Annotated in this window: 29 protein-coding genes; 15 read left to right on the top strand and 14 right to left on the bottom strand. The window is 69.4% G+C overall.

Features of this window, described 5'->3' with window-relative positions:
- Position 1: 1 nt before the first annotated feature.
- From OHA25_RS54370 to OHA25_RS54355, 4 genes are all read right to left on the bottom strand, one after another.
- On the bottom strand, positions 2-694 hold the full coding sequence (locus OHA25_RS54370) for an aspartate/glutamate racemase family protein (protein ID WP_327584675.1): 693 nt from the start codon (positions 692-694) through the stop codon (positions 2-4).
- Between the two features lie 98 nt (positions 695-792).
- On the bottom strand, positions 793-1,116 hold the full coding sequence (locus tag OHA25_RS54365) for a helix-turn-helix domain-containing protein (protein ID WP_327584674.1): 324 nt from the start codon (positions 1,114-1,116) through the stop codon (positions 793-795).
- Between the two features lie 63 nt (positions 1,117-1,179).
- Positions 1,180-2,559 (bottom strand): UDP-N-acetylmuramoyl-tripeptide--D-alanyl-D-alanine ligase, encoded by a 1,380-nt coding sequence (locus OHA25_RS54360; RefSeq protein WP_327584673.1) that lies wholly within the window; start codon positions 2,557-2,559, stop codon positions 1,180-1,182.
- Complete coding sequence (locus OHA25_RS54355; RefSeq protein ID WP_327584672.1) at positions 2,556-3,512, bottom strand: D-alanine--D-alanine ligase family protein; 957 nt, start codon at positions 3,510-3,512, stop codon at positions 2,556-2,558. Before OHA25_RS54355 ends, OHA25_RS54360 begins: the two co-directional genes overlap by 4 nt.
- 281 nt (positions 3,513-3,793) lie before the next feature.
- On the opposite strand from OHA25_RS54355, the gene OHA25_RS54350 reads away from it, so the two are divergent.
- On the top strand, positions 3,794-4,543 hold the full coding sequence (locus OHA25_RS54350) for a helix-turn-helix domain-containing protein (RefSeq protein WP_327584671.1): 750 nt from the start codon (positions 3,794-3,796) through the stop codon (positions 4,541-4,543).
- Positions 4,537-4,671 (top strand): hypothetical protein, encoded by a 135-nt coding sequence (locus OHA25_RS54345; protein ID WP_327584670.1) that lies wholly within the window; start codon positions 4,537-4,539, stop codon positions 4,669-4,671. The genes OHA25_RS54350 and OHA25_RS54345 overlap by 7 nt, the downstream gene beginning before the upstream one ends.
- An 18-nt stretch (positions 4,672-4,689) precedes the next feature.
- Here the strand turns inward: OHA25_RS54345 and OHA25_RS54340 are convergent, their stop codons facing one another.
- Together OHA25_RS54340 and OHA25_RS54335 are read right to left on the bottom strand one after the other, a co-directional pair.
- Positions 4,690-5,790, bottom strand: coding sequence for a winged helix DNA-binding domain-containing protein (locus OHA25_RS54340; RefSeq protein WP_327584669.1), 1,101 nt, complete (start codon positions 5,788-5,790; stop codon positions 4,690-4,692).
- 46 nt (positions 5,791-5,836) lie between these two features.
- On the bottom strand, positions 5,837-6,421 hold the full coding sequence (locus OHA25_RS54335) for a DinB family protein (RefSeq protein WP_327584668.1): 585 nt from the start codon (positions 6,419-6,421) through the stop codon (positions 5,837-5,839).
- Positions 6,422-6,519: 98 nt separating this feature from the next.
- On the opposite strand from OHA25_RS54335, the gene OHA25_RS54330 reads away from it, so the two are divergent.
- Complete coding sequence (locus OHA25_RS54330) at positions 6,520-7,506, top strand: helix-turn-helix transcriptional regulator (RefSeq protein ID WP_327584667.1); 987 nt, start codon at positions 6,520-6,522, stop codon at positions 7,504-7,506.
- A gap of 21 nt (positions 7,507-7,527) precedes the next feature.
- Here the strand turns inward: OHA25_RS54330 and OHA25_RS54325 are convergent, their stop codons facing one another.
- Both OHA25_RS54325 and OHA25_RS54320 read right to left on the bottom strand, forming a co-directional pair.
- Positions 7,528-7,932 (bottom strand): RidA family protein, encoded by a 405-nt coding sequence (locus OHA25_RS54325; protein ID WP_327584666.1) that lies wholly within the window; start codon positions 7,930-7,932, stop codon positions 7,528-7,530.
- Positions 7,933-7,978: 46 nt separating this feature from the next.
- Positions 7,979-8,386, bottom strand: a complete 408-nt coding sequence (locus tag OHA25_RS54320) for a RidA family protein (protein ID WP_327591184.1) — start codon at positions 8,384-8,386, stop codon at positions 7,979-7,981.
- Positions 8,387-8,528: 142 nt separating this feature from the next.
- Between OHA25_RS54320 and OHA25_RS54315 the strand changes: the two genes are divergently transcribed.
- The gene (locus OHA25_RS54315) at positions 8,529-8,909 is read left to right on the top strand and encodes a winged helix-turn-helix transcriptional regulator (protein WP_327584665.1); all 381 of its coding nucleotides are present in this window, start codon (positions 8,529-8,531) and stop codon (positions 8,907-8,909) included.
- Between the two features lie 269 nt (positions 8,910-9,178).
- On the opposite strand, the gene OHA25_RS54310 is transcribed toward OHA25_RS54315, so the two are convergent.
- Complete coding sequence (locus OHA25_RS54310) at positions 9,179-10,078, bottom strand: SDR family oxidoreductase (protein ID WP_327584664.1); 900 nt, start codon at positions 10,076-10,078, stop codon at positions 9,179-9,181.
- 101 nt (positions 10,079-10,179) lie between these two features.
- Here OHA25_RS54310 and OHA25_RS54305 point away from each other — a divergent pair, with 101 nt between their 5' ends.
- The 3 genes from OHA25_RS54305 (at position 10,180) to OHA25_RS54290 (ending at position 11,858) form a co-directional block, all read left to right on the top strand.
- On the top strand, positions 10,180-10,761 hold the full coding sequence (locus OHA25_RS54305; RefSeq protein ID WP_327584663.1) for a TetR/AcrR family transcriptional regulator: 582 nt from the start codon (positions 10,180-10,182) through the stop codon (positions 10,759-10,761).
- 182 nt (positions 10,762-10,943) lie between these two features.
- On the top strand, positions 10,944-11,066 hold the full coding sequence (locus OHA25_RS54295) for a hypothetical protein (protein WP_327591235.1): 123 nt from the start codon (positions 10,944-10,946) through the stop codon (positions 11,064-11,066).
- Positions 11,067-11,114: 48 nt separating this feature from the next.
- A complete protein-coding gene (locus tag OHA25_RS54290) occupies positions 11,115-11,858 on the top strand; it encodes a TetR/AcrR family transcriptional regulator (RefSeq protein ID WP_327584662.1) in 744 nt (247 codons plus the stop codon).
- Between the two features lie 354 nt (positions 11,859-12,212).
- Here OHA25_RS54290 and OHA25_RS54285 read toward each other — a convergent pair whose 3' ends face one another.
- On the bottom strand, positions 12,213-13,028 hold the full coding sequence (locus OHA25_RS54285) for a TetR/AcrR family transcriptional regulator (RefSeq protein ID WP_327584661.1): 816 nt from the start codon (positions 13,026-13,028) through the stop codon (positions 12,213-12,215).
- A gap of 83 nt (positions 13,029-13,111) precedes the next feature.
- Between OHA25_RS54285 and OHA25_RS54280 the strand changes: the two genes are divergently transcribed.
- Positions 13,112-13,915 (top strand): SDR family NAD(P)-dependent oxidoreductase, encoded by an 804-nt coding sequence (locus OHA25_RS54280; protein ID WP_327584660.1) that lies wholly within the window; start codon positions 13,112-13,114, stop codon positions 13,913-13,915.
- Between the two features lie 224 nt (positions 13,916-14,139).
- Here the strand turns inward: OHA25_RS54280 and OHA25_RS54275 are convergent, their stop codons facing one another.
- Positions 14,140-15,024 carry a helix-turn-helix transcriptional regulator gene (locus OHA25_RS54275; RefSeq protein ID WP_327584659.1) on the bottom strand — a complete coding sequence of 295 codons (885 nt, stop codon included), beginning with the start codon at positions 15,022-15,024 and terminating at the stop codon, positions 14,140-14,142.
- Positions 15,025-15,211: 187 nt separating this feature from the next.
- Between OHA25_RS54275 and OHA25_RS54270 the strand changes: the two genes are divergently transcribed.
- On the top strand, positions 15,212-16,258 hold the full coding sequence (locus OHA25_RS54270) for an alcohol dehydrogenase (RefSeq protein ID WP_327584658.1): 1,047 nt from the start codon (positions 15,212-15,214) through the stop codon (positions 16,256-16,258).
- Positions 16,259-16,325: 67 nt separating this feature from the next.
- On the opposite strand, the gene OHA25_RS54265 is transcribed toward OHA25_RS54270, so the two are convergent.
- Entirely contained in the window at positions 16,326-17,246 is a 921-nt protein-coding gene (locus OHA25_RS54265) for a zinc-dependent alcohol dehydrogenase (RefSeq protein WP_327591183.1), read from the bottom strand.
- A 98-nt stretch (positions 17,247-17,344) separates the two neighbouring features.
- On the opposite strand from OHA25_RS54265, the gene OHA25_RS61725 reads away from it, so the two are divergent.
- A complete protein-coding gene (locus OHA25_RS61725) occupies positions 17,345-17,683 on the top strand; it encodes a helix-turn-helix domain-containing protein (protein WP_442942246.1) in 339 nt (112 codons plus the stop codon).
- The gene (locus tag OHA25_RS54255; protein WP_327584657.1) at positions 17,623-17,772 is read left to right on the top strand and encodes a hypothetical protein; all 150 of its coding nucleotides are present in this window, start codon (positions 17,623-17,625) and stop codon (positions 17,770-17,772) included. The genes OHA25_RS61725 and OHA25_RS54255 overlap by 61 nt, the downstream gene beginning before the upstream one ends.
- A gap of 131 nt (positions 17,773-17,903) precedes the next feature.
- On the opposite strand, the gene OHA25_RS54250 is transcribed toward OHA25_RS54255, so the two are convergent.
- Positions 17,904-18,392, bottom strand: coding sequence for a MarR family winged helix-turn-helix transcriptional regulator (locus OHA25_RS54250; RefSeq protein ID WP_327584656.1), 489 nt, complete (start codon positions 18,390-18,392; stop codon positions 17,904-17,906).
- Positions 18,393-18,477: 85 nt separating this feature from the next.
- On the opposite strand from OHA25_RS54250, the gene OHA25_RS54245 reads away from it, so the two are divergent.
- Positions 18,478-19,356 carry an SDR family oxidoreductase gene (locus tag OHA25_RS54245; RefSeq protein ID WP_327584655.1) on the top strand — a complete coding sequence of 293 codons (879 nt, stop codon included), beginning with the start codon at positions 18,478-18,480 and terminating at the stop codon, positions 19,354-19,356.
- A 52-nt stretch (positions 19,357-19,408) separates the two neighbouring features.
- Here OHA25_RS54245 and OHA25_RS54240 read toward each other — a convergent pair whose 3' ends face one another.
- Complete coding sequence (locus tag OHA25_RS54240) at positions 19,409-19,795, bottom strand: DoxX family protein (protein WP_327584654.1); 387 nt, start codon at positions 19,793-19,795, stop codon at positions 19,409-19,411.
- A gap of 284 nt (positions 19,796-20,079) precedes the next feature.
- On the opposite strand from OHA25_RS54240, the gene OHA25_RS54235 reads away from it, so the two are divergent.
- The 3 genes from OHA25_RS54235 to OHA25_RS54225 all read left to right on the top strand — a co-directional run bounded on the left by OHA25_RS54235 (position 20,080) and on the right by OHA25_RS54225 (position 23,834).
- Complete coding sequence (locus tag OHA25_RS54235; protein WP_327584653.1) at positions 20,080-20,826, top strand: SAM-dependent methyltransferase; 747 nt, start codon at positions 20,080-20,082, stop codon at positions 20,824-20,826.
- Between the two features lie 453 nt (positions 20,827-21,279).
- Positions 21,280-21,978 (top strand): hypothetical protein, encoded by a 699-nt coding sequence (locus OHA25_RS54230; RefSeq protein WP_327584652.1) that lies wholly within the window; start codon positions 21,280-21,282, stop codon positions 21,976-21,978.
- A gap of 176 nt (positions 21,979-22,154) precedes the next feature.
- The gene (locus OHA25_RS54225) at positions 22,155-23,834 is read left to right on the top strand and encodes a DEAD/DEAH box helicase (protein ID WP_327584651.1); all 1,680 of its coding nucleotides are present in this window, start codon (positions 22,155-22,157) and stop codon (positions 23,832-23,834) included.
- The last annotated feature ends 24 nt before the right edge of the window (positions 23,835-23,858 follow it).

The raw sequence follows: 23,858 nt of genomic DNA, 5'->3' as shown, positions 1-23,858 counted from the left end.
CTCAGTCGGCCAGCGCGAAGCCGGCCGCCGCCTCCGCGTGCAGCCGGGCGCTCGGCAGCACCGGGATGGCGGTGTCCTTCTCACTGATCAGGAGCTCGATCTCCGTGCAGCCGAGGATGACGCCTTCGGCGCCGTCGTCCGCGAGATCGGCGATGATCTGGGCGTAGGCGTCCCTGGACGATTCCCGGAGCACCCCGCGTATCAGTTCGTCGAAGATCACGTGATGGACCAGTTCCCGCTGCTCGCGCCGCGGGACCACCACGTCGAAGCCGTGGGCGGCCAGCCGATCCCGGTAGAAGGACTGCTCCATGGTGAACTGAGTGCCCAGCAGACCGACCTTGCGCATTCCCCTGGCGCGGACCTCGGCGCCCACGGCGTCCGCGATGTGCAGCACGGGCACGCTCGCCGCCCGCGCCACGTCGTCGCTCACCCGGCTGAAGGTGTTGCTGCAAATGAGCAGAACCTCGGCGCCGAGATCCTCCAGTTTCCCGCCGGCACCGGCCAGCAGCCTGCTCACCTCGTCCCAGCGGTCGGCGAAGATGAGGTCCTCGACGGTCGTGTAGTCGACCGACCAGATGAGGCTGTTGGCGGAATGGCTGCCGCCGAGTCTCTCGCGTACGCGCTGGTTGATGATCTGGTAGTAGATCACGGTCGATTCCCAGCTCAACCCGCCGATGAGCCCGATAGTACGCATGGAACTCCGTTTCGCCAGCCTTGTTCCGGCAGGCTAGACGGAGTGCCTGCTCATTTCGGAGACCAAAAACTGTTCAGTTGTCCGGGGCGTACGAAGACCTAGTCGGGCAGGACGCGCGCCCGGGTCGGCCGCGAGCCGAATCGGGTCTCCGCACCGGAACGCCGCTCGGCGGCTTCCCGGCCGCCCGCATTCTGGACCGGCTCGATCAGGTCCTCCATCGTGCAGTCGAGAATGTCCAGGAGGGCCATCAGCAGGCGCAGATTCAGCCGTTCAGGCCGCTCGGCGACCAGCCGGTAGACCTGGCTCTGCGACAGCTTGAAACCGCGTTCGGCCAGGAGCGGTCGCAGGTCGGTGGTGGCATACATGCCGCGGCTCGCCATCACGGCGCGCAGATGCCACCGGTAGTCGAACGTCGCCGTCACGCCGTTGCCTCCATCTGCTCCCCGGGATCTTGCATCGGTTGTACGGCCCCCTCGGCGATACGGTCAGGCGCCGGCCAGCGCGCGGGCGCAGGCACTGAGCCCGATCTCGCTGGAGGCCTTGACGAGCACCACGTCTCCCGGCTCGAGAAGCGCCGTGGCCAGCGTGAGGGCCCCGGCCACGTCCTCGACGGCGTGGACGGCCACGCCCTGGTTCGAGGACTCCGCCGCCTCCGCCATCGCGAGCGGATCCCCTGCTCCGACCGCGATCAGCACGTCGAAGCGGAGGTTGGCGACGAGCCGGCCCATCTCCGCGTGCCGGGCGCGCGAGGCGTCCGCCTGCTGCCCCATCGCGCCCAGCACGGCGACGGTACGACGGGTGCCGGCCAGGGCCTTCACCGCCCGCAGCCCGGCCCGCATGGATTCGGGATTGGCGTTGTAGGCGTCGTTGACGATGGTGATGCCGTCAGGTCGTTCGACGATCTCGAGCCGGCCCGCGGAGCGCCGCTGTGCGGCGTTCAGCCCATCGGCGATCTCGGCCGCGCTCAGGCCGAGTGCGGTGGCGACGGCGGCGGCGGCCAGGGCGTTGCTCACCTGGTGCTCGCCTATGAGGTCGAGCTCGACCGGGGCACGGCCGGAGGGCGTCACCAGCACGAACGCGGGCCGCGCCCGGTCGTCCATCCGCACGTCTTCGGCTCGCACCGGCGCCATCGCCGACCTGCCGTACAACAGGATCTGGGCCTTGGTGCGGCCGACCATGCCGGTGACGTACGGGTCGTCGGCGTTGAGCAGGGCGAACCCGTCCGGCGGCAGTGCCTCGACCAGCTCGCCTTTGGCCTCGGCCACGTCGGCCAGCCCGCCTCCCATACGCTCCACGTGCGCGGTGCCGACATTGAGCACCAGCCCGACCTGGGGCGGTGCGAGTCCGGTCAGATACGTCAGGTCGCCCTTCCGGCTCGCACCCATCTCCAGCACCAGGTATCGGGTGCCGGCATCGGCCCGCAGCACGGTGAGCGGCAGCCCGAACTCGTTGTTGAACGACCTGTCGGTGGCCACCGTCGCCGCGTGTCGTTCGAGCACCTGGGCCAGGAGGTCCTTGGTCGTGGTCTTGCCCACGGAGCCGGTCAGGCCGATCACGGTCGGGCTGATGTGTTCGAGCACGTGCCCGGCCAGCAGGCCGAGCGCGAACTGGACGTCCTCGACCACGAGGGCGGGCACGCCGACGGGCCTTGAGGCCAGCACGGCGACGGCGCCGCGCGCGATGGCAGCCTCCGCGTAGTCGTGCCCGTCGACGTTGGCACCGGCCGTCGCGGCGAACAGGCCGCCGGGCACCACCTCGCGGGAGTCGACCGCTGAGGGCGCCGTCACCAGTGCCTGCGGGTCGCGCACGTCATGCAGGCTCGCGCCGACGACCTGCGCGATCTCGTTGAGCGTCAGAGGGATCATGAGCCGCTCCTGGCCAGCGCCAGGTCGATGAGGCGGCGCAGCAGATCCGGGTACGGGACGCCGCTTGCGGCCCAGGCCCTGGCGTAGACGGAGCGGGAGGTGAAACCGGGCATGGTGTTGATCTCCAGCACGTACAGGCGTCCTGTGTCCTCCTCATAGAGGAAGTCGACACGGGACAGGCCGTAGCCGCCGATCGCCCGGAACGCGCGCAAGGACAGCTCGCGCACGTCCTCGGCCACCCGTTCCGGCAGCACGGTAGGGATGGTGGCGATCTCGGCCTGGCTGAGGTATTTGGCCTCGTAGTCGAGCCAGTCGCCGGGCACGATGAGCTCGCCGGGCGCCGAAGCATCCGGCGTGTCATAGCCGCCGAGCACACCGCAGATGACCTCGCGCGCGGTCACGCCCTGCTCGACGACGACCACCCGGTCGTAGGCCAGCGCCAGATCCACGCCCGCGCGCAGTTCCTCCATGGAGGTGACCCGTGAGATGCCGATGGAGGAGCCCATGTTGGCCGGTTTGACGTACATCGGCCAGTCGAGCGACTTCACCAGACCCCAGTGGTCGGTGGTGGTGCGCCATTCGTGCTCGGTGAACCACACATGTGGGGTGACGGGAATGTTCTCCGCCAGGAACGCGCGCCGCATCGCGACCTTGTTCATGGCCACGGCCGAGGCCAGGACGCCGCACCCCACGTACGGGATGCCCAGCGTCTCCAGGTGTCCCTGGACGACGCCGTCCTCGCCGAACGGCCCGTGCAGCACGGGGAAGACCACGTCCGCCAGATCGCGTCGCAGCTCCACCGGCCACCTGCCCTGCCGGTCGATGATGATGGCGACGGGCTCGTACAGATCCCTCGGCAGAGCATCGAGCACGGCCTGCGCCGACTGCAGCGACACCTCGTGCTCGGCGGATGGCCCACCCGCCAGCACAGCCACGCGCACGCGTTCAGTCACGAATCGATCAGCCTTCCTCAGTGGCACGGAGACGGCGCCGCCGGCGGCGCGGTGTCCGCCGTCGCAGGACCAGCCTGCCGATTGTCAGTTCTTCGCCTGACCAGTTCCCAGACCATTCGCTGTCCAGTTCCTGGCCGAAGAGCACCCGCCGCCGGCCCTCGCCGTCACGCGTTCATTGTTCGTCCGCCCGTGACTCCCGAACCAGGACGCCTTGGCCATAGGAGCAGCAGTACCACCATCACGTCGCCTCTGATGAGCGAAGATGCGGGAGGATGGGCGTCATGACGACGACACCCGGGGCCGGGCTGGGTGCGATGATCCGTACGTGGCGGGATCGGCTGCCCCCGTCGGCCGCGGCGCTGCCGGTGGGCCGGGCACGCCGCGCGGCCGGGCTGCGCCGCGAGGAGCTCGCCGAACTCGCCGGTGTGTCGGTCGACTACATCGTGCGTCTGGAGCAGGGGCGGGCCACGACCCCCTCGGCGCAGGTGGTGGCGTCTTTGGCACGCGCCCTGCAGCTGTCGGCCGCCGAGCGGGATCATCTTTACCGGCTGGCCCACCTCATCCCGCCGGCGGACGGCGCGGTCTCCGATCACATCCCACCCGGTGTTCACCGTGTGCTCTCCCGGCTCGGGGACGTCGCGGTCGCCGTGTTCGCGGCGGATTGGCGGCTGATCTGGTGGAACCACAGCTGGGCTGCGCTGCTGGGCGATCCCTCCTCCTCGGCCCCGCAGCTGCGCAATTTCGCCCGCGACAGGTTCCCGGTCGATACCGGTCATGCTCGCCTCGCACGGTGGCCTGTGACCGAAGTGGACAGGGACGCCACCGACGCCGCGGTGGTGTCCGACCTGCGCCGCGCCACCGGCCGCTTCCCCCGTGACGCACGCCTGGCGGAGCTGGTCCGCGTGCTGAGCGCGGGCAACCAACGCTTCGCCGAGCTGTGGGCGAGCGGCACGGTGGCCGCCCACCGTGAGGACCACAAAACGATCGAGCATCCCTCGGGGGGCCCGTCACGGTGGACTGTGACGTGCTGACCGACGGTGACTCCGAGCTCAAGATTGTGATCATGTCTGCCGTGCCCGGCAGCGAGGACGAGACCAAGCTGCGGCTCGCCGCGATCGCCGGTCCGCCGGTCACCACGAACAGCTCGCACACGCACTAGCCGGGTTGGCGGCCTTGCTCAGCGGAAAGGCACGGCGATCTGTACGCCGTCGCTGTCGTTGCCGGACAGGAACGACGCCAGGCACTGGCCCTCCTCGGTGACGGCGGTGTGCTCGGCTCGGGTGAAGTCGCGCAGCGGGGTGACGACCACGATGTCCGCCTCGACGATCCAGGTCGCGGCGACCCGGCCGTCCACCAGCACGACCCGCGCGCCTGCGACGGACAGGCCGCGGTGGGCGTCGTCGATGATCCGGTTGCGGTCGAGGTAGCCGAGGATCGCGTTGTCGAACGCCGGCAGGAACCGTACCGGGGCGGGTGTGCCGGGGTCGGGGCGCGGCGCGTCCGGCAGGTCGAGCAGTTCGCGGCCGCGCTCGTCGCGGAAGGTGACCAGCTCTCCGCGGACGGCGGCCACCGCGGCGGGCAGTCCCGCCAGGCCGCACCAGGCGCGCAGGTCGGCGGAGGCCGCGGGCCCGAATGCGGCCAGGTAGCGGCGCACCAGCGCCTCGCCGACCGGGTCGGTCCCCTGCGGGACGGGCGGGTCGATGTCACGGCTCAGCCACAGGGAGAGCGGGGTGTTGCGCACCCCCGACCGCACGCGCCACATCCCGCGTGGCGGTAACTGCACCATCGGGACGAGGGCGGCGACCACCAGCTCGCCCAGCGCCCGCAGGCCCGGCGCCGGCCAGCGGCCGGCGAGCGCCCGGGCGATCTCGGCCATCGAGCGGGGCTCGCCGTCGGCCAGCACGGCGCGGGCCGCCGCGGCGAGCTCGTCGAGATCTATCTCGGCGAGCTCGCGGCGGTAGGTGCTCAGCACCCGCTGGCGCAGCATGGTGTCGTGGCGGGACCGCCAGGCCAGGGCGTCGTCGGCGGTGAGGAGGTGGACGGTGCGGCGCATGAGGTGGGTCCGCACCACGCGCCGCCCGGTCAGCAGGTCGTCCAGCACCGCCGGGTCGAACGCGCGCAGCCGGGACCAGAGCCCGACGAACGGTTCCTGCGGCTCCTGCGCTTGCAGGCCGCACAGGTGGGCGACGGCGTCGAGAACCGGGGTGGCGGCGCGGTCGAGCAGCAGTTGCCGGGCGAGTGTCGCGCGGTTGAGCGCCTTGGCGCCGAGGACGGTCATCGGGTCACCCCGCCGCGCGCTCGTCGGCTGCCCGCGGGGAGGCCCGTCACGTCGACTTCTGCCCATCGAGCGTCTCCCGCAGGATGTCGGCGTGCCCGGCGTGCTGGGCGGTCTCGGCGATGAGATGCGTGAGCACGCGTCGTACGCTGCGCACCGCCCCCGGCTCGTTCCACGGCGCCTCCGGCAGCGGATGGGTGGCCGACAGGTCGGGGACGGCCGCGATGATCTCCGCGGTCCGGGCGGCGACCCGCTCGTAGTGCTCGAGGATGCCGGTCAGCGTCTCGCCGGGCAGCATCTGGAAGCCGTTCTGGTGGTCGATCGCCCACTGCGGATACTGACGGGCGGTGCCTGCCGCGAAGTCCTCCCAGGTCACCCCTTCCGGCAGGTCATAGCGCATGGCCGAGCGGCCCTCGACCACGAACCTCAGCCAGTCCTCCTCCATGGACGCGACGTGCTTGATCAGGCCGCCCAGGCACAGCGCGCTGACCGTCGGGCGCTCGCCGGCCTGCTCGTCGCCGAGCCCGCGCACGGTGGTGAGCAGGGCGGACCGCGCGGCCCCGAGCTGGTCGAGCAGGTCGGCCCGCTCGGCGTCGAGGGTCGGGGACGTCGCAGTGCCGGTGGTGGTGGTCATCGCCTTCAAGGTCCTTCCGGTGGTTGTTCTCGGGTACGGGAGGACGATCGCAGCTGAAGCGGCCAGGATGTGTCCTCTTCTCCAGGCACTATGGAGTCATGCCGAAGACATCAGCGCGACTGCTGGCGTTGCTCTCGCTGCTCCAGGCGCGACGGGACTGGCCCGGGGCGCTGCTGGCCGAGCGGCTGGAGGTCAGCCCGCGCACCGTACGCCGCGATGTCGACCGGCTGCGCGAGCTCGGCTACCCCATCGTGGCCTTCAAAGGGCCCGACGGCGGATACCGGCTCGACGCCGGCACGGAGCTGCCCCCGTTGCTGTTCGACGACGAGCAGGCCGTCGCCCTGGCCGTCGCGCTCCAGATGGCCACCACCACCGGCGCCGGGATCGAGGAAGCCGCGGCACGCGCGCTGGCCACCGTCCGGCAGGTCATGCCCGCGCGGCTGCGCCGCCGCATCGACACCCTCCAGGTCACCGCCGTCGAGCCGCCCGCGACCCGGCCCGATCCACAGGTCGACAGCAGCGTGCTCGTGGCCGTCAGCGCCGCCGTCCACGCCCGCGAAGTGCTGCGCTTCGACTACACCCCCGCCGCCCCGCCAGAGGCGGACGACGACGGCGTGCGTACCCCGCCCCGCCGGGTGCAGCCCCACCACCTCGTCACCTGGAGAGGGCGCTGGTACCTCGTCGGCTGGGACCTCGACCGCGAGGACTGGCGTACCTTCCGTGCCGATCGGATCACCCCGCGCACCCCCAACGGGCCCCGCTTCACGCCGCGCGAGCTGCCCGGCGGCGATGTGGCCGCCTTCGTGGCCGGCAGGTTCCGCGGCTCCCACGACTCTGGAGACTGGCCCTGCCGCGGCGAGGTGATCCTCGACCTCCCCGCCGCCGTCGTGTCCCGCCACACCCGCGACGGAGTCGTCGAGGAACTCGGGCCGAACCGCTGCCGCCTCCTCCTGGGCTCCTGGTCATGGCCTGGTCTGGCCGCCGGCATCGGTAAGTTCGACGCCGACATCGAGGTCGTCGGGCCGGCCGAGCTCAAGGACGCCTTCGCGCACCTGGCCCGCCGCTACGCCAAGGCCGCGGGCTGACGCACCCGCCGACGCCAGGCCTCAATCGATGATTGCGGTGACCTCGGCCTCAATGAGAATGCCGGGCTCAAAGAGGATGTCGACCCCGATCAGCGCGAGCGGCGGCGTAGCGAGATCGAACTCGCGCGCCGCCTGTTCAATGCCCGCGTTGAAGGCGTCGTACATTTTTCTCTTCCAGCCCGCGGCGTACCAGGTGAAGCGGACGACGTCGTGGAACGTCGCTCCTACCGCGTCGAGTGATTTGGCGACGTTGCGGTAGACCTGGGCAACCTGTCCGGCGAGGTCGCCCGGTGCCACGAGGTCGCCGTTCTCGTCCCAGGCGACTTGTCCCGCGATGTGGACCTGTCTGCTCCCCGTGGCCACCGCGACGTGGTGGTAGATCGGGACTCGGACATGCCCGTCAGGGTTGATGAGCGAAACAGCCATGAGATTTCCTGATCAGTCTTCCGTCTGGATGGGGTGAGCGCTCTGTTCAGTCGAGGATCGCGATGGCTTCGATCTCGACCAGGTGGTCGGGGACGTCGAGTGCCGCAACACCGAGCAGCGTGGCCGGGGGAACCGGAGTAACCCCCAGCTTCGCCGCCGCCCGCGAGATCCCCTCCAGGAGCGAGGGCATCTTGTCAGGGGTCCAGTCGACGACGTGGACGGTCAGTTTCGCCACGTCGTCGAAGGAAGCGCCGACCTCGGCCAGGGCGGTGCCGATGTTGAGGTAGCACTGCTCGACCTGCGCGGCGAGGTCGCCTTCGCCGACCGTGACCCCCTCGGCGTCCCAGGCGACCTGCCCGGCGATGAAGACGAGCCGCGATCCCGATGCGATCGACACCTGCCGGTAAACCTCGATTTCCGGCAATCCGCTGGGGTTCACCAGGGTGATGGCCATGCCGCGTACCTCCTTGTCCAGGTAGCTGTGGGCCCGCGTTCTGCCGAACCACGACACCCGTGCTCTCTTGCAGTTACTCAGAAACCATAGGAGAGTGTTCGCTGACGTGGAAGAACGCACTTTTTAGTGACTGGGGAACCTGATGGTGACCAAGCAGTTCAGGGGATCAGCCGACGACGCGGACCTGAGGCGCGCGGACTCCTTGGCGCGGGAGATCTTCTCGGATGTCGCCAACAAGTGGGCCCTCCTGATCATCGAGGCTCTCGGTGAGCGCACCCTGCGCTTCAGCGAGCTGCGGAACGAGGTCGAGGGCATCAGCCACAAGATGCTCACCCAGAACCTGCGCATGCTGGAGCGCAACGGCCTGGCCGAGCGAAAGGTGCACCCCACCGTGCCGCCGCGGGTCGAGTACACCCTGACCGAGCCGGGCCAAGCCCTGCGCGCAACGGTCGATCTGATCTGCGGCTGGACCCACCAATACTTCGGTCACGTCGAGGGCGCCCGCCGCCGCTTCGACACCTGACACCGACGGGCGGCACCCGGGAGTGGGTGCCGCCGCGTTGGCGCGGCGTCAGAGCTGCGGGCCCCGCCGTCGACGACCAGCTCGGCGCCGGTGGTGCCCAGCTCCGCCTTCACCAGGTCGGCGAGGGCGCCGATGCCGTGCGCCTGCGTCGGCCAGAAAGCGCGGTGGCCAGGCCGAACCCACTGCTGCCTCCGGTGATCACGGCGCTCTTGCCGTCGTACTTGCTCATGGTGGATCCCGCTTGGATGTGTTGTCGAAACGATGGCGGTTCAGGGTTGGTCGTAGTGGCCCGCGGCGATGTCCTCCAGAAGGGTGGGGCCGGTGGGTCGCCAGCCGAGCAGGTCCTGCGTGATCTTGCTCGTGGCGACGATGTCGGCGCCCAGGAACCAGCCGACGAATGGGATCTCGTCGGCGATCTGCTTTGCCGGGGCGGACGTCGCCGGCACGCCGAGACGGTCGGCGAGTGCTTCGGCGATCCGCCGGATGGGCACGCCCTCCTCTGCGGCGGCGTGCAGGATCGTGCCCGCGGGGGCGTTCTCGAGCCCGAGCCGGACGAGGCGTGCGGCGTCGGACCGGTGGACGGCGGGCCAGTGATTGCCTCCCTCGCCGGGGTAGAGGGAGGCTCCGCGTTGCCGGGCGGCTTGGGCGACGATGGAGATGAAGCCGTGGTCGCCTTCGCCGTGGACGGTCGGGGCGAAGCGGACGGGGATGACGCGTACGCCACGGTCGGCGTAGGTCAGCGCGAGGTTCTCGGCGCCGCCGCGCGGTGAGTCCGGGCCGGCGGCGGGATTGGGATCCTGCTCTGTCAACGGCCGTCCGAGGCCGGTCGCCATGGCGAGGCCGGACGCGAGCACGAACGGCCGATCGGACCCCGCGAGCGTGTCGCTGATGGTCTGGACGGCTGCCCGTTCGGCGCGGTTGGAGACCTCGATGTTGGCCCAGTCGTGCTTGTTGGCGAGGTGGACGACGCCGTCGGCCGCGTTCGCGCCCTGGCGGATCTGCTCGAGGTCGTCGAGGTCGCCGCGGTGGACGTCCGCCCCGAGTTCCTTGACGACGGATGCGGATGCCTCGGAACGGGCCAGGCCGGTCACCTCGTGACCGGCGGCGATGAGCTCGGCGACGACGGCGCGGCCGATGAATCCGGACGCTCCGGTGACGAAGACGTGCATGGTGTGCTCGCTTCCACTGAGTGATGTCAGATGCTGACATCACTCAGCTTAGCGCTGATGTCAGGCTATGTCATCACTCTGTTTCCGGCTACGATCCGGACATGGCACGTTGGGCACCTGGGGCGTCGGATCGCCTGCAGCGGGCGGCGATGGAGCTGTTCGCCGAGGACGGCTTCGAGGCGACGACCGTGGCCGGGATCGCCGAGCGGGCCGGGGTGACCGAGCGGACGTTTTTCCGGCATTTCGCGGACAAGCGCGAGGTGCTGTTCGCCGGCGAGGAGCAGCTCGAGGCTGTCTTCGTGGACGCGATCGCCGACGCGCCACCGGACGCGTCCGTGGCCGGCCTGCTCGTCGCGGCACTCGATGCCGGGGGCGGGACCCTGCAGGACATGCGGGGCCGGGATTTCGCCCGCGTGCGGAACGAGATCATCACGGCGAACGAGCAGTTGCGCGAGCGCGAGTTGCTCAAGCTGGCCAAGCTCTCCCACGCCGTGACCGCCGCGCTCGTCGCACGCGGCGTCGCCGAGGTGACCGCTTGCCTGGCCGGTGAACTGGTCGTTCTGGTGTTCAAAACGGCCTTCGTCCGGTGGGTCGACGCGCCCAGTGAGACCCGTGATCTGGTCGAACTGCAACACGAAGAACTCGCAGCGATCAGCGACCTGACACATGCCGAGACCGTGTGACCCGGCGTTGACGTTGTCGAACTCCGATGGGGACGGCGGAGCGGGCGAGCGGACCGTACAGCTCGATGTCACCGACGACGCCTCCGTCGCCGCCGCGGCCAAGACCATCGAGACCGACGGTGGGCTGGACGTGCTGATCAACAACGCCGGCGCTGCTGCAGCGCTCCGCTTCCCTGGTCAACATGATCACCGTGCAGTACGCGAAGGCGTTCCCGAACCTGCGGATCAACGCGGTGGAGCCCGATTTCACCAAGACGGACCTCAACGACCCTTGCCCTGGTAAGCCCCTGAGCCCTGGCAGCTGATATCAGCGATACTCACATCGATCCGGTCTCGGTCGTATCATTGCATCCATGCCTAGAACAAGGGTGGACACCACCTCCGGCTCCATGCCGGAGGGGGCGGCCGGCGGGCGAGAGCTGACCCGCCAGCGGGTGATCGAGGCCGCGGCCGACCTCCTGGCGCGCGAGGGGCGCGACGCGGTCACCACCCGCGCGGTCGCTGCCGCGGCCGGGGTGCAGCCCCCGGCGATCTACCGTCACTTCGACGACATGGACGGGCTGCTGGGCGCGGTGGCCGAGCACGGCTACGCCAAGTTCCTCGAGGCCAAGCGCGCCGTCCCCGTCCCGGACGACCCTGTGGAGGATCTGCGGGCGGGCTGGGACCTCGCCGTCGAATTCGGGCTCGCCAACCCCGCGCTCTACGCGATGATGTACGGCGAGCCCCGGCGCGGCACGGACTCGGCCGCGTTCAGGACCGGCATGGAGATCCTCCTCGGGCGCATCCGCCGCCTCGCCGCCGCGGGCAGGCTACGCGTCGACGAACCGCTCGCCGCCGCCCTCATCCACGCCACGGCGCGCGGTGCCGTGCTCACCTGGTTGTCACTCCCCGAGGACCGGCGCGACCCGGCCTTGCTGACCGCCATGCGCGAGTCCATGGTCACCGCCGTCACCACAGAGAAGCCGGCCGTGCAGGACCCGGGCCCCGCCGGTGCCGCCCGGGCACTCCGCGCTGTCCTGCCCCAGCAGACAACGCTCAGCGAGGCGGAGGGACATCTCCTCGACGAGTGGCTCGACCGCCTGGCCACCGACGGGTAAGGCCGTCATCCAGGCATCTGAAGATGCTGGTGGCGTCCGCGACAACACCCACGTGCTCGTGGGCGACGCCCAGGAACGAGCCGACGACGTCCGCAAGATCGAACCTTTTGGCTCCGGGCGGGATCAGACGTGGTGACCAATGCCTTGTGGTGAAGTCCGCCGAGTCGGAGGCTATTCGTGGACTACTTCGTCATCGTGATGATCGCGGTGTGCGCCGTACTCGCCGGGGGTGTCGCCTTTGTGGCCACGCGTCGTGATCTACGGGGTGGAAGCAGGGCGGTGGTTCCTCTGGCCTGCGCCCTCCTTGTGGGCGCTACCTGCCTGTTTGTCCCCTATCTCCCCGTGTTCGCCTTCTTAGGTACCGTAGTGGCCTATCTGATCTTGCGGCGCCTGTTCTCGGCCAGGATCGCGCTCGCCGCCTCGGGGGTCCTTCTTCTCGGCGGGTGCTCGTTCTCCGTGCTGCTCATGATGGCCGCCCTGGAGACCATGTGATCCACCTTCGGGGCCTGCGTGCGCCACTTCGTGCCGAACGCGCGGGGGTTCGGCCGTGAGCTCCGCCAGGCCCGCGCGGGCGAAGTCGAGCACGCGGTCGACCAGCGGCAGCAGCTCTTCGGTAGCGGCCTCGCGGTGGCGGGCCTCATGGGTCATGTACAGCTCGCGCAGGCCGCCCACCACGGTGTACGCGGTCAGGCGCGGGGCCAGTGCGTTGGGCGGCAGGCCGAGGTCCTTGCCGATGGCGGCGGCGATCAGGCGCTCCAGCTCGTAGTAGCTCGCGCGGGCGCGCCCGCGGAGGTCCTCGTCCTCGGCTATCAGGGTGGCGCGCTTGGTGCGAAGGGACCAGGTCTCGCCGGGCTTGCGGCCCTGGTCGGCGTCGCGTTCGTCGAGCGCGCGCATCGTGGCGCGCATCCACTCGCCGAAGGCGTCGAGGGCGGTGCCGTGCCGGGTGTCGAGGCGGGCGGCCAATGACTCGGGGGCGAACGGGTCGTCGGCGAACAGCAGGTCTTCCTTGGTGGGGAAGTGCAGCGTGACGGTCCGCGTCGCGACGTCGGCGTGCTCGGCGATCGCCGCGATGGTCGTGTTGCGGTAGCCGCGTGACGTGAACAGCTCCAGCGCCGAAGTCTGGATCCGTTCGCGGGTCTGCCGCTTCTTCCGATCTCGCCTGCCCTCCATGCGACAAGGATACCACGCATGCAATTAATGCAGCCCATGCTACTGTTGCTATGAAAGGCATCGATCAAAGAGAGGTGAAGACGATGTCCAAGACGTGGTTCATCACCGGCACATCGAAGGGGTTCGGCCGCGAGTGGGCGGAGGCCGCGCTCGAGCGCGGCGACCGGGTCGCCGCCACCGCACGCGACCTCGACCACCTGCGTCCTCTCACCGAGAAGCACGGCGACGCCGTCCTGCCCCTGCGACTCGACATCACCGACCGCGCAGCCGTGTTCGCGGCCGTACGGCAGGCGGCCGAGCACTTCGGCGCACTGGACGTGGTGGTCAACAACGCGGGCTATGGTCAGTTCGGCATGGTCGAGGAGCTGACCGAGTCCGAGATCCGCGCCATGATGGAGACCAACTTCTTCGGCACGCTGTGGGTGACGCAGGCGGTCGTGCCCGTGCTGCGCGCGCAGGGGCACGGCCGGATCATTCAGGTCACCAGCGAGGGCGGCGTCCGGGCGTTCCCCGGCATCGGCGCCTACCACGCGTCGAAGTGGGCGGTGGAAGGGCTGTCGGAGTCGCTGCGCAAGGAGGTCGCGCACTTCGGCATCGACGTGATCTGCCTGGAGCCTGGGCCGTACTCGACCGACTTCGGGGGCGGCAGCCTCCGCATCAGTGCCGAGCACCCGGACTACGCCGAGGTCCGCGCGTCCGCCGAAATCGCGTGGGATCTCGGCGACCCGAAGGCGACGCGCGGACCGATCCTGGAGTTGGCCGACACCGACGACCCGCCGGCGCGGATCTTCTTCGGCACGTCGTTCGAAGAGGTTGCGGCCGAGTACGAGGAACGGCTTGCCACATGGCGGAAGTGGCAGCCGGTCGCGTTGGCCGCATTCCGTTGATCGTGCACAGCGCACTGACCTTCATGCCTGACAAGTCAGTGAGCGTCGAAGCACCACGCGCCAGACGCCATGCGCGGAGCGGGGTGCACCACGATCGCGTCGTGTGCCGCGCAGAGGCGCGCAAGTGCCGGGACCAGCGCAGATCAAGCCACGTTTCTGGCCGGGCCCACTTGGGCGGGAAGCGTGATCTGCTGTTGCGTCACGCGGAGCGTATCGAGGCCGACTCACCGATCAGCATGGCGGTCACCGTGCCTCCGCGGAGGGGGAGGGGCGCCTGGGGCGGCCCAGCTGCTCAGCAGCCGTAGCGCGTCGGCGGTGGGGGAGCCGGGTTCGACGTTGTAGACGCACAGCACCTGGTCGGGGTCGCCGGGGGGCTGGAAACTCTCGTAGGAGAAGTGGAGTTCCCCGACTTCGGGGTGGTGGTAGCACTTGGTGCCGTGGGTGCGGCGCAGGACGCGGTGGTCGTTCCACCAGGTGCTGAATTCGGGACAACGCAGGGTGAGCTCGCCGACGAGATCGGCGAGCCGCCGGTCGTTCGGGTAGCGGCCGGCTTCGAGGCGGAGCATGGCGACGGTCTCGGCGGCGATCTGCTCCCAGTCTCCGACGCGGTCGCGGGCGTCGGGGTCCAGGAGGTAGTAGCGGGCGAGGTTGCGCTGCGGGGCGGGGAGGGCGTCGAAGTCGGTCAGGACCTCGCGCGCCAGGCGGTTGGTGGCCAGCATGTCGGTGCGTCGGCCGACGATGAAGGCGGGGACGTGCTCCAGGGTCTGAAGCGTGAGATACAGGCCCGGGCGGACCCGTTGCGGAGCGGACGGGGCACGGCGCGCGGGTGTGGGCCGTGCCAGCAGGTCGATGAGGTGCTCGCGCTCGGCGGGATCGAGTTGGAGGGTGCGGGCGAGGGCCTCGACGACCTCCGGGGACGGGGTGCCGGCGCGGCCCTGTTCGAGACGGGTGTAGTACTCGGTGCTCACGCCGGCGAGGCGGGCGACCTCGTCGCGGCGAAGTCCGGGCACTCGCCGGGCGCGGGCGTCCTCCGGCAGTCCTGCCCGGTCGGGGGTGATCCGGGCGCGCCGGGAGCGCAGAAAGCCGGCGAGTTCGCTCCTACGGTCCATAGCACCAGTGTGATCCGGCTGCGGGCGACGCGCCCGCAGGAGGGTGGCCCTGTCAGTACCTGCCTTCACCGTACCTGCCCGTTCAGGGCCTGCTCAGAGCGGTTGTGGAGGGTACAGGACACGTCTACTTGAAAGGGGTCCGGCGCGACCGGTTCCCCTTCGCCATCCACCTCCTTCGAAGGAGTTCATGATGTCCACGGAAACCTCTGCCAAGCCGCTGACCTTCCGCGCCGCCCAGGTCACCGAGGCCGGCGGTCCGTTCAGCGTGGTCGAGCGCGAGCTGCCAGAGCCACACCCCGGCCACGTCCGCCTGACGGTCGAGGCCTGTGGCGTCTGCCGTTCGGACTCGGCGTTCGTCAACGCCGCCTTCCCCCATGTGCCGTTCCCGCTGGTGACCGGGCACGAGATCGCCGGACGCATCGACGCGGTCGGTGACGGTGTCGAAGGCTGGGATGCCGGCGACCGGGTGGCCGTCGGCTGGTTCGGCGGCAACTGCGGAGCCTGCCTGGCCTGCCGCGAAGGCGACTTCATCCACTGCACGCGCATCCAGGTTCCCGGCTGGGCCTACCCGGGCGGCTACGCCGAGGCCGTGGTCGTTCCCGCGTCCGCGCTGGCCCGCATCCCCGATGAGATCACCGCCGTCGAGGCCGCGCCCATGGGCTGCGCCGGGGTGACCACGTTCAACGCGTTGCGGCGCAGCCCGGCCAAGCCGGGTGACCTCGTCGCCGTGCTCGGCCTGGGCGGCCTCGGCCACCTGGGCGTGCAGTTCGCCGCCAAGCTCGGATTTGAGACCGTGTCCATTGCGCGGGGCGAGGACAAGGCCGAGGCGGCCAAGAGCTTCGGCGCCCACCACTACATCGACGGCAACGCCGGTGACGTGGCCGACCGGCTGCAGGCCCTGGGTGGCGCGAAGGTTGTGCTCGCCACCGCGGCCAGCTCCGAGGCCATGAGCGCCACCATCGACGGACTGCGTCACAACGGCGAGCTCATCGTGCTGGGCGCCACGCCGGAACCCATCCAGGTCAGCCCGTTCCAGCTCATCGCGACCAGCAGGACCGTGCACGGCCACCCGTCCGGCACCGCACGCGATGTCGAGGAGACCCTGCGCTTCGCCGCGCTGACCGGCGTCCGCCCCATGACCGAGACCCGCCCTCTGGACGAGGTCGAGGCGGCCTACAAGCGCATGCTGTCCGGCGACGCCCGCTACCGCATGGTCCTCACCACCGGCATGTGACGGTCAGCCGGCCCGCCCTCGAGCCGAAGGCCGTCAGCGCGCTGACGGCCTTCGGCATGGCGCCTGATCAGGGCTCGATGACCACTTTGATCACACCGGCTCCGCGGTCGGCCGCGACGCGAAACGCTTCCCGTGCCTCTTCGAGCGGGAACCGGTGCGTGATGACCGTCTGCGCGATTTCGGGTTTCTTGGCCAACATGGAGGCGACTTCCTCGACTTCGCGGACCCCTTCGTGCCTGCCGTAGGCGATGCTGGTGATGTAGGTCAGCTCCTTGACCAGGCTCTTGGTCGCCGGGATCGGCATCGTGGTCCGGTACACGCCCAAGGAGATGATCCGGCCTCCCGGGCGTGCGGCGTCCGCGGATCGATCCAGGCTCGACTCACTGCCGGCCGCATCGATCACCACGTCGTAGGTTCCGCTCGGTCCGCCGAATCCCAGTCGCTCGGCGGCGGTCAGCTGATGGCTGTGCCGGGTGTCCACATCGACGTCCAATCCTTGGTGCTGGGCCGCGGCGGCTGCCAGCAGCCCGATCGACCCCCCACCGACCACGAGAATGCGCTCTCCTGGTTGCGCCTGCGCGCGGCGCACCGCGTGCCAGGCGACGGCGCCAGGTTCGATCAAGCAGGCGTCCTTCACGTCCAGCTGCGAGGGCAGAGCCAACAACGTGTATTCCGGCACCACGACCGCTTCGGCCAGGCCGCCGTCGCGGTAAATCCCGAGGGTTCCGTGGCCGGCTTCGGTGCACCGCTGTGGGTTACCGGCGCGGCATTCCGCGCATTCCCCGCCACGGATGGTCGGTTCGACGAAATAGCGGTTGCCGGTGCCGTCGACTCCGGCGAACTCGTGCCCATAGATGAATCCGGTCACGCCGGCGCCAACGAACATGACATCGGTGCCGCAGATTCCCACAGCGGCCACCGAGAGCCGGACCCCTGCTCCACCCGGCTCCTCGACCTCGACAGTGCGGATGCCGTCGTCGGTGTTCATCACAGCGCGCATTGTTCTCCTGTCCAGTTAAGTGCGGCGTCTTGATCCAGGCGGGATACGCGATGCCCGGGTAGGCGTACGCTGCTGACGGTACGGCCATCAGGCTGGCGGCGTCGCCCCTGCCCGGCCTGGCAGGCCCTGCACGTCGCCCGGAGTCGGCCGGGCTTCCCGCAGGTGGCCACAGACGGGCACCAGGGCTTCGCCGGGAGGAGCTGGCACTGCTGGCGGGGATCTCTGTGGACTACATCACCCGCCATGAGCAGGGCTGGGTGACCAGCCCGTCGGGGCAAGTCGTGGAGGCGCTGGCCGCCGGCCGCCCGGATGCTGGAGGCCAACCTGCCCAGGATGGTGGCCAGCCTCGGTGCCCTGCTGCACCGTGCAGATCCAAGCCGGTCTGCTGCGGCCACTCCCGCCGCCGCTCCTCATCCAGCTCATGATCGGCCTCATGGCAGGACACATGCTGCTGCGCCCCGTCCTGCAGGACTCGCTGGGGAACGCACTTCCCCCGGTTGACGAGGCTACGTAGGCCTTCGCCGAGGAATTCCTCCGTACCACCGCCCCGTGAGCTCGCCGACCGGCGTAACGGGCTTCCCGTTCGACCCGCCGGGCCCGGGAGGCCCAGCGCCCCGGCCGAGGACAGCGCGGATCGATGTAGTCCTAGTCTCCGGCGAGCTCTCTCGTGGCCTCGCGCCCCGCGTCGGTGACCCGCCGGAGGAAATCCGCGAGCAGCTCGAGCTCGGCCTCGCTGTAGTCAGCGCACAGGACGTCCATACGCTCGTTCATCGGCGCGAAGAGCCGGAAGAGTTCAGCGTTGCGGTCACGGTTGGCCCGGACGGTCACGGCCCGGCGGTCGGCAGCTTCCGGGTCCCGCTCGCGCGTGATCCAGCCGGCGCGTTGCAGACGGTCGAGGATTCCGGTGAGCGTAGCGGGATGCAGGCCGGCACGGGCCGCCAACGCGCTGGGGGTGAGCGGGCCGGACCTGTTGATCAAGTCCAAGCAGTCCCAGTCGACGTCCTTGAGATCCACGGACGTCCCGAATCGCCGGTTGAGCAGCGACAACTGAATGTTCAGGTCGCGCAGCTCCTCCTTCACCGCACTGGCCAGCCGTCGCCGCTGACGCCCGTCGCCATCTGTTATGAGACTCATATTTTATCCATCACAAAGCACATGGTACGCTGTCCATACGTTACGAAACTCATATTACCTGGACAGGCGTCATGAAGGGAAGATCATGATTCTCGTCACTGGAGCAACCGGTCTCGTCGGTCGTCACCTGGTCGAGCTGCTCCTCGCCGACGGCGTGCCGATCCGCGCGGTCACGCGCAATCCAGATGCCCCACTCCCCGCGGGAGTGGAACGAGCAGTAGGCGACCCCTCCCACCCGGACTCCATCGCCGATGCCATGAAGGGCGTTCACGCCGTGTTCGTCCACCCGCGCGCCATGGGGCAGGGCCACGAGCCGAGCCTCGTCCGTGAATCCACCGGTGAATTGCTCAGGCTCGCCCAGAACTCCGGGGCGACCAAGGCCGTCGTCATGTCCGCTCTGAACGTCGACCACCCCTTCGACCAGCAGCCGTCTCGGCTGCGCGGCGAATACAACAAGGAGGTGGAAGCCGCGACCGAGGAGTCCGGTCTTCAGTGGACAGCGGTCCGGCCCGGCTACTTCGCGACCAACACCGTCTCGTCCTGGGCTGCACAGATCCGTCACGGCGACGTGGTGCGCAGCGCGTACGGCGCTGCCGCATGGGCTCCTCTGCACGAGCGCGACATCGCGGCCGTGGCCGCACACGCCCTCCTGCATGACGATCTGGCCGGGCAGAAGCCCGTGCTCACCGGCCCAGAGATCATGACCCAAAGCGACATGGTCAACGCCATCGGCAAGGCCATCGGCCGACCGCTGCGTTTCGAAGAGGTCCCGCACGAGGTCGCCCGTGAGGCCATGGCGCGGGGAGGTCTCCCGGTGCACCTCCTCGACGGCTACCTCAAGCTGCAGGCCAGCTCCTACCTGCAGGCAGGTCTGGTCTCCCAGGCGACCGAGAACATCCTCGGCCGCCCCGCGCTCACCTTCGCGCAATGGGCTGCCGAGCAGGCCGGCGCCTTCTCTGCCTGACATGCCGCAGTCACCGCGGGCGGCGCTCCCGCGGTGACCGCACAGGGCGCAGTCACCCGGCGACGTTCAGCGCCAGTGTGGGATCCAAAGCCAGGGTGCCCACTGCCAGTCCGAGGAACACGATTGCCAGGAAGAACTGCGGTGAGAAGTCGTAGACCCGCAGGTGCGTGTAGAGGGCGCAGACGAAGTAGAGGATGAGACCGGCCGCGGCAGCCGTACCGATCAAGGGCACGCCGAGAAGACCGAGCGCCAGCCCGAGGGCGCCCGCGGCCTTCAGCGCGCCGATGGGGAAGACCAGCCACGATTCCGGCACCCCGGCCCGGTCGAGCGCGGGACCGAGGGTACGCATGATCGGCTTGAGGCGGGTCATGGCGGCGAAGCCGGAAAAGGTGTTGGCGGCGATCGTCACCAGGGCGGTGGCGGCGTAGGCGGTGGACATGAGAGCTCCAGGGAAATCGTCCGGTGGCGGCGTGACTCGTCGGCACCTGGTTGTTGCTCTGAGAGAGCCCTCATCTCGGGGAGTGTGACATCGCCCGCGGTAGCCGGCCGCCAGGTATGACCTGGATCTCATCCGCCACAAATTCGGTTTACCGCGCGCTTGAGCGCGGGCTAGGGTCGCGGATCACGATCTCGTGACGGAGGAGTTGCTTTATATGTGGGTCGATCGCGTGCGTAATCTCCCCAGCTCGGTTATTCGGCCATCGCACGTGAGGACTCATTCCCTTGGATCTGCCACGTAGTTTCACCATCCGGGAGAGCAGCCACCGGATTCTCGACCCGTACACGCCGGAAAAGCTCGCCACCCTGGGCGCCGCGATCGGCTTGCGCCCGGGTGCTTCCGTGCTCGATCTGTGCTGCGGTAAAGGCGAGATGCTGGCCACCTGGGCCCGCGATCACGCCATCACCGGCACTGGCGTGGACATCAGCACGGTCTTCCTCGCCGCCGCGCGCAAGCGGGCGGCCGAGCTCGGCGTCGCCGACCAGGTGACGTTCGTGCACGGCGACGCCTCCACGCACGTGGCGGCCGAGCCCGTCGACGTCGCGGCATGCGTCGGGGCGACCTGGATCGGTCAGGGCGTCGCCGGGACCGTCAGGCTACTGGAACGCAGCCTGCGGCCAGGCGGCATGATCCTCATCGGCGAGCCGTTCTGGCGCGCGGAGCCGCCCAGTCAGGAAGCCATCGAGGCCTGCCACGCGCGGACGAGGGAGGACCACGAGACGTTGCCCGGCCTCGTGACTCTGTTCGACGGCTTGGGCTACGACGTCGTCGAGATGGTCCTGGCCGATGAGGACAGCTGGGACCGGTACGTCGCCGCCCAGTGGCTGAACATCCGGACCTGGCTGGATGCCAACCCCAACGATGAGCTAGCGCCCGAGATGCGGGCCGAGTTGTCGCGCGAGCCTCTGCGCTATACGAGGTTCCAGCGGCCCCTGCTCGGCTGGGGCGTGTTCGCCATCATGAAACGCTGATGCCAGGGCCGGGCAACCGCCATCCCGCGGTTGCCCGGCTGCGTCTGCTCCGCTTCAGGACACGGATTGCCGCCGACCCGAGCGCCGTGACAGCACGTCCGTGCACGAGGCGTAGGCGTACCCCTGGCACGCAGTCCTGCATGCCTTCACCGCGACAGGCGGGTCTGACAAATGGCGGAGCCCGTTTGTGTCCGCAGGTCCGCTAGCAGGCCGCTTCGGGCGCGTCCAAGGCCTGAGTTACGTCTCCCGTCTATCCCACTATTCGCGCTGCGCAATCGTTCAACGACCGACGTCCTGGGAAGATGAGCGTCTTGAAGGGGTGAATGGCCCACGCTGGGCAGCAGCACTCTTTGTCACCCCTTATGTGTGATTCACAGTCGGGACCTTCGGCGCTTGACGAGGCCAGCGCGAAGGACAGCGAATTATCGGAATGGGAAGAGGAGGGGAGCGGCGATGAAACAGAGCCATGAGCTCCGATGGGGCGGGCTGGCCGGCGTCGCCTCCATACTGGCGGCCCTCATCGGGCGCCTGGTGATGGGGAGCGCGCCGCAGCTCACGGAGCCCGCGATGACGATCTCCGGATTCCTGACCGAGCGCCGGGTCCAAGTCCTCGCGGCGGCGTTGCTCTACGCCGTCGCGGCAGCGCTGCTCCTGTGGTTCGGCGTGGCGCTGGCCACCGCTATGCGCCGAGCGGACGAGACGAGTGACGCACCGGCGCTGGTTCTCGCGGGATACGTCCTCCTCGCTGCCATCGGATTCATCGGCATATCCATGTTCGCCGGGATGACCTACGCGATCACCACGCATCCGCCTCTGCTGGCCATCGCCGCCGGGCCGTACACCGTGCTGACCGTGATGGATGCCATCACCGGGATCGCGATGACCGTGCCATTCGGGGCCTCGGCCGCCGCCATCATGCGCACGAACATATTCCCACTGTGGATGGCCTGGCTCGCCATAGTCGTGGCTGTGGTCGCTGTCCTGGGCGCGTTCACGATCGTCAACACGGGCGGCGCCGTGGTGCCCGGCGGCCCGGTGGCAATTGTGCTCGGCGTGCTCACGGCGTTGTGGGTGCTGGCCGCAAGCTGGTTCCTCATCCGAGAGCATCTGCCGATCCCCGCCACCGGGGCAAGACCGGCGATGGGTCACTAGACACGTCGGCCGGGCTCGGTGGCGGGTAACCTCGCGTCGCTCCTGTTGAGAACGAGGCGGCCCACGCCCGTGCGCAGGAATATCTGGACGAGGGCCGAGCGTGGCCCCCGCGACCAGAGGGGAGTGCGTTTTCCGGTTGCGTCCGGAGGTAGGGGGTGCTGGAGGAGGCGCCGACGATGGCCTTGAACACGTCTGATGGTGCGTCGAGCTTCGCCGACCTGGGGCTGCGGCCCGAGCTTCTGCGTGCGCTGTCCGATCTGGGATATGAAGAGCCCACCCCGATCCAGTGCGAGGCGATCCCGCCGTTGCTGGAGGGCCGCGACCTGCTCGGGCAGGCTGCGACCGGTACGGGGAAGACGGCGGCGTTCGCGCTGCCGGTGCTCCAGCGCATGCCCCAAGCTCACGACGGTGAGCCGGTGGCGCTCGTGCTCGTGCCCACACGGGAGCTGGCCATCCAGGTTTCGGAGGCCTTCCATCGCTACGGCCGCAACATGGGCACTCGCGTCCTCCCGATCTACGGTGGAGCACCGATCGGCCGACAGCTGCAGGCGCTCAGGCGCGGGGTCGATGTCGTGGTCGCGACCCCTGGACGCGTACTCGACCACATCAGCCGGGAGACGCTTCGCCTGCATGGTGTGCAGACCGTCGTGCTGGACGAGGCGGACGAGATGCTCGACATGGGGTTCGCCGATGACATCGAGGCGATCTTCCAGGCGACTCCAGAGGATCGCCAGACGGTGCTCTTCTCCGCGACGGTTCCGCCGCGCATCACCGGCATCGCTCGCCGTCATCTGCGCGACCCGGTCCGGATCGAGATAGCGCGAGAGGCGGCGGCCCCCGGGGAGGCCCCATTGGTGCGGCAGAGCGCCTATGTGGTCGCCCGGGCGCACAAGCCCGCGGCGCTAGGGCGCCTGCTGGATGTGGAAGCGCCCGCAGCCGCGATCGTCTTCTGCCGCACCCGCGAGGAGGTGGACCGGCTCACCGAGACCTTGAACGGCCGCGGCTACCGTGCCGAGGCGCTGCACGGGGGGATGGACCAGGAGCAGCGCGATCGCGTGTTGGGGCGGCTGCGGAGCGGGACGGCGGAGCTGCTCGTCGCGACCGATGTGGCCGCACGTGGCCTCGACATCGAGCAACTCTCGCACGTCGTCAACTACGACGTACCCTCCGCACCCGAGTCGTACGTCCACCGCATCGGCAGGGTGGGCCGGGCCGGCCGGGAGGGGGTGGCCCTCACTCTGGCCGAGCCGCGTGAGCATCGCATGCTCAAGTCGATCGAGCGGGTGACGGGGCAGCGGATCGGCGTGGAAAGGCTGCCGACCGTCGCCGACCTGCGCGCACGCCGCCTTGAGCTGACCCGCGGCGCATTGGAGGAGAGCCTTCTCCAAGACGACCTGGAGCCCTTCCGCGTCGTGGTGGAGTCGCTCACGGATGAGTTCGAGGTCATGGAGGTGGCTCTCGCCGCGGTCAAGCTCGCGCATGAGTCCGGTGGCGCCGTGGCTGAGGAGGAGGAGATTCCCGAGGTCATTCTGCGGACCGGGGCAGACAGGCAGGGACGTCGTGAGGTGGCCGGAGGCCGGGAGCGGCGTGGCCGCATGCCCGCAAGGGGGATGACCCGTCTCTTCTTCGGTCTTGGGCGCACGGCCGGAGTGCGGCCGCAGGATCTGGTCGGTGCGATCGCGGGCGAATCCCGCATGAGTGGGCGTGACATCGGGACGATCCAGATCGCTGACCGTTTCTCTCTGGTCGAGGTGCCCGAAGACGCCGCCGATGAGGTGATCAGGGCTCTGCGGCGGAGCACCATCAAGGGAAGGAAGCCGACGGTCCGCCGAGAACACGAACGGCCCAGCAGATGACCCCGGTGAGCGGGGCCCAGTCCC

The organism is Nonomuraea sp. NBC_00507, assembly GCF_036013525.1.
Classification (GTDB): domain Bacteria; phylum Actinomycetota; class Actinomycetes; order Streptosporangiales; family Streptosporangiaceae; genus Nonomuraea.
This window is presented reverse-complemented; position numbering and strand designations above follow the sequence as displayed.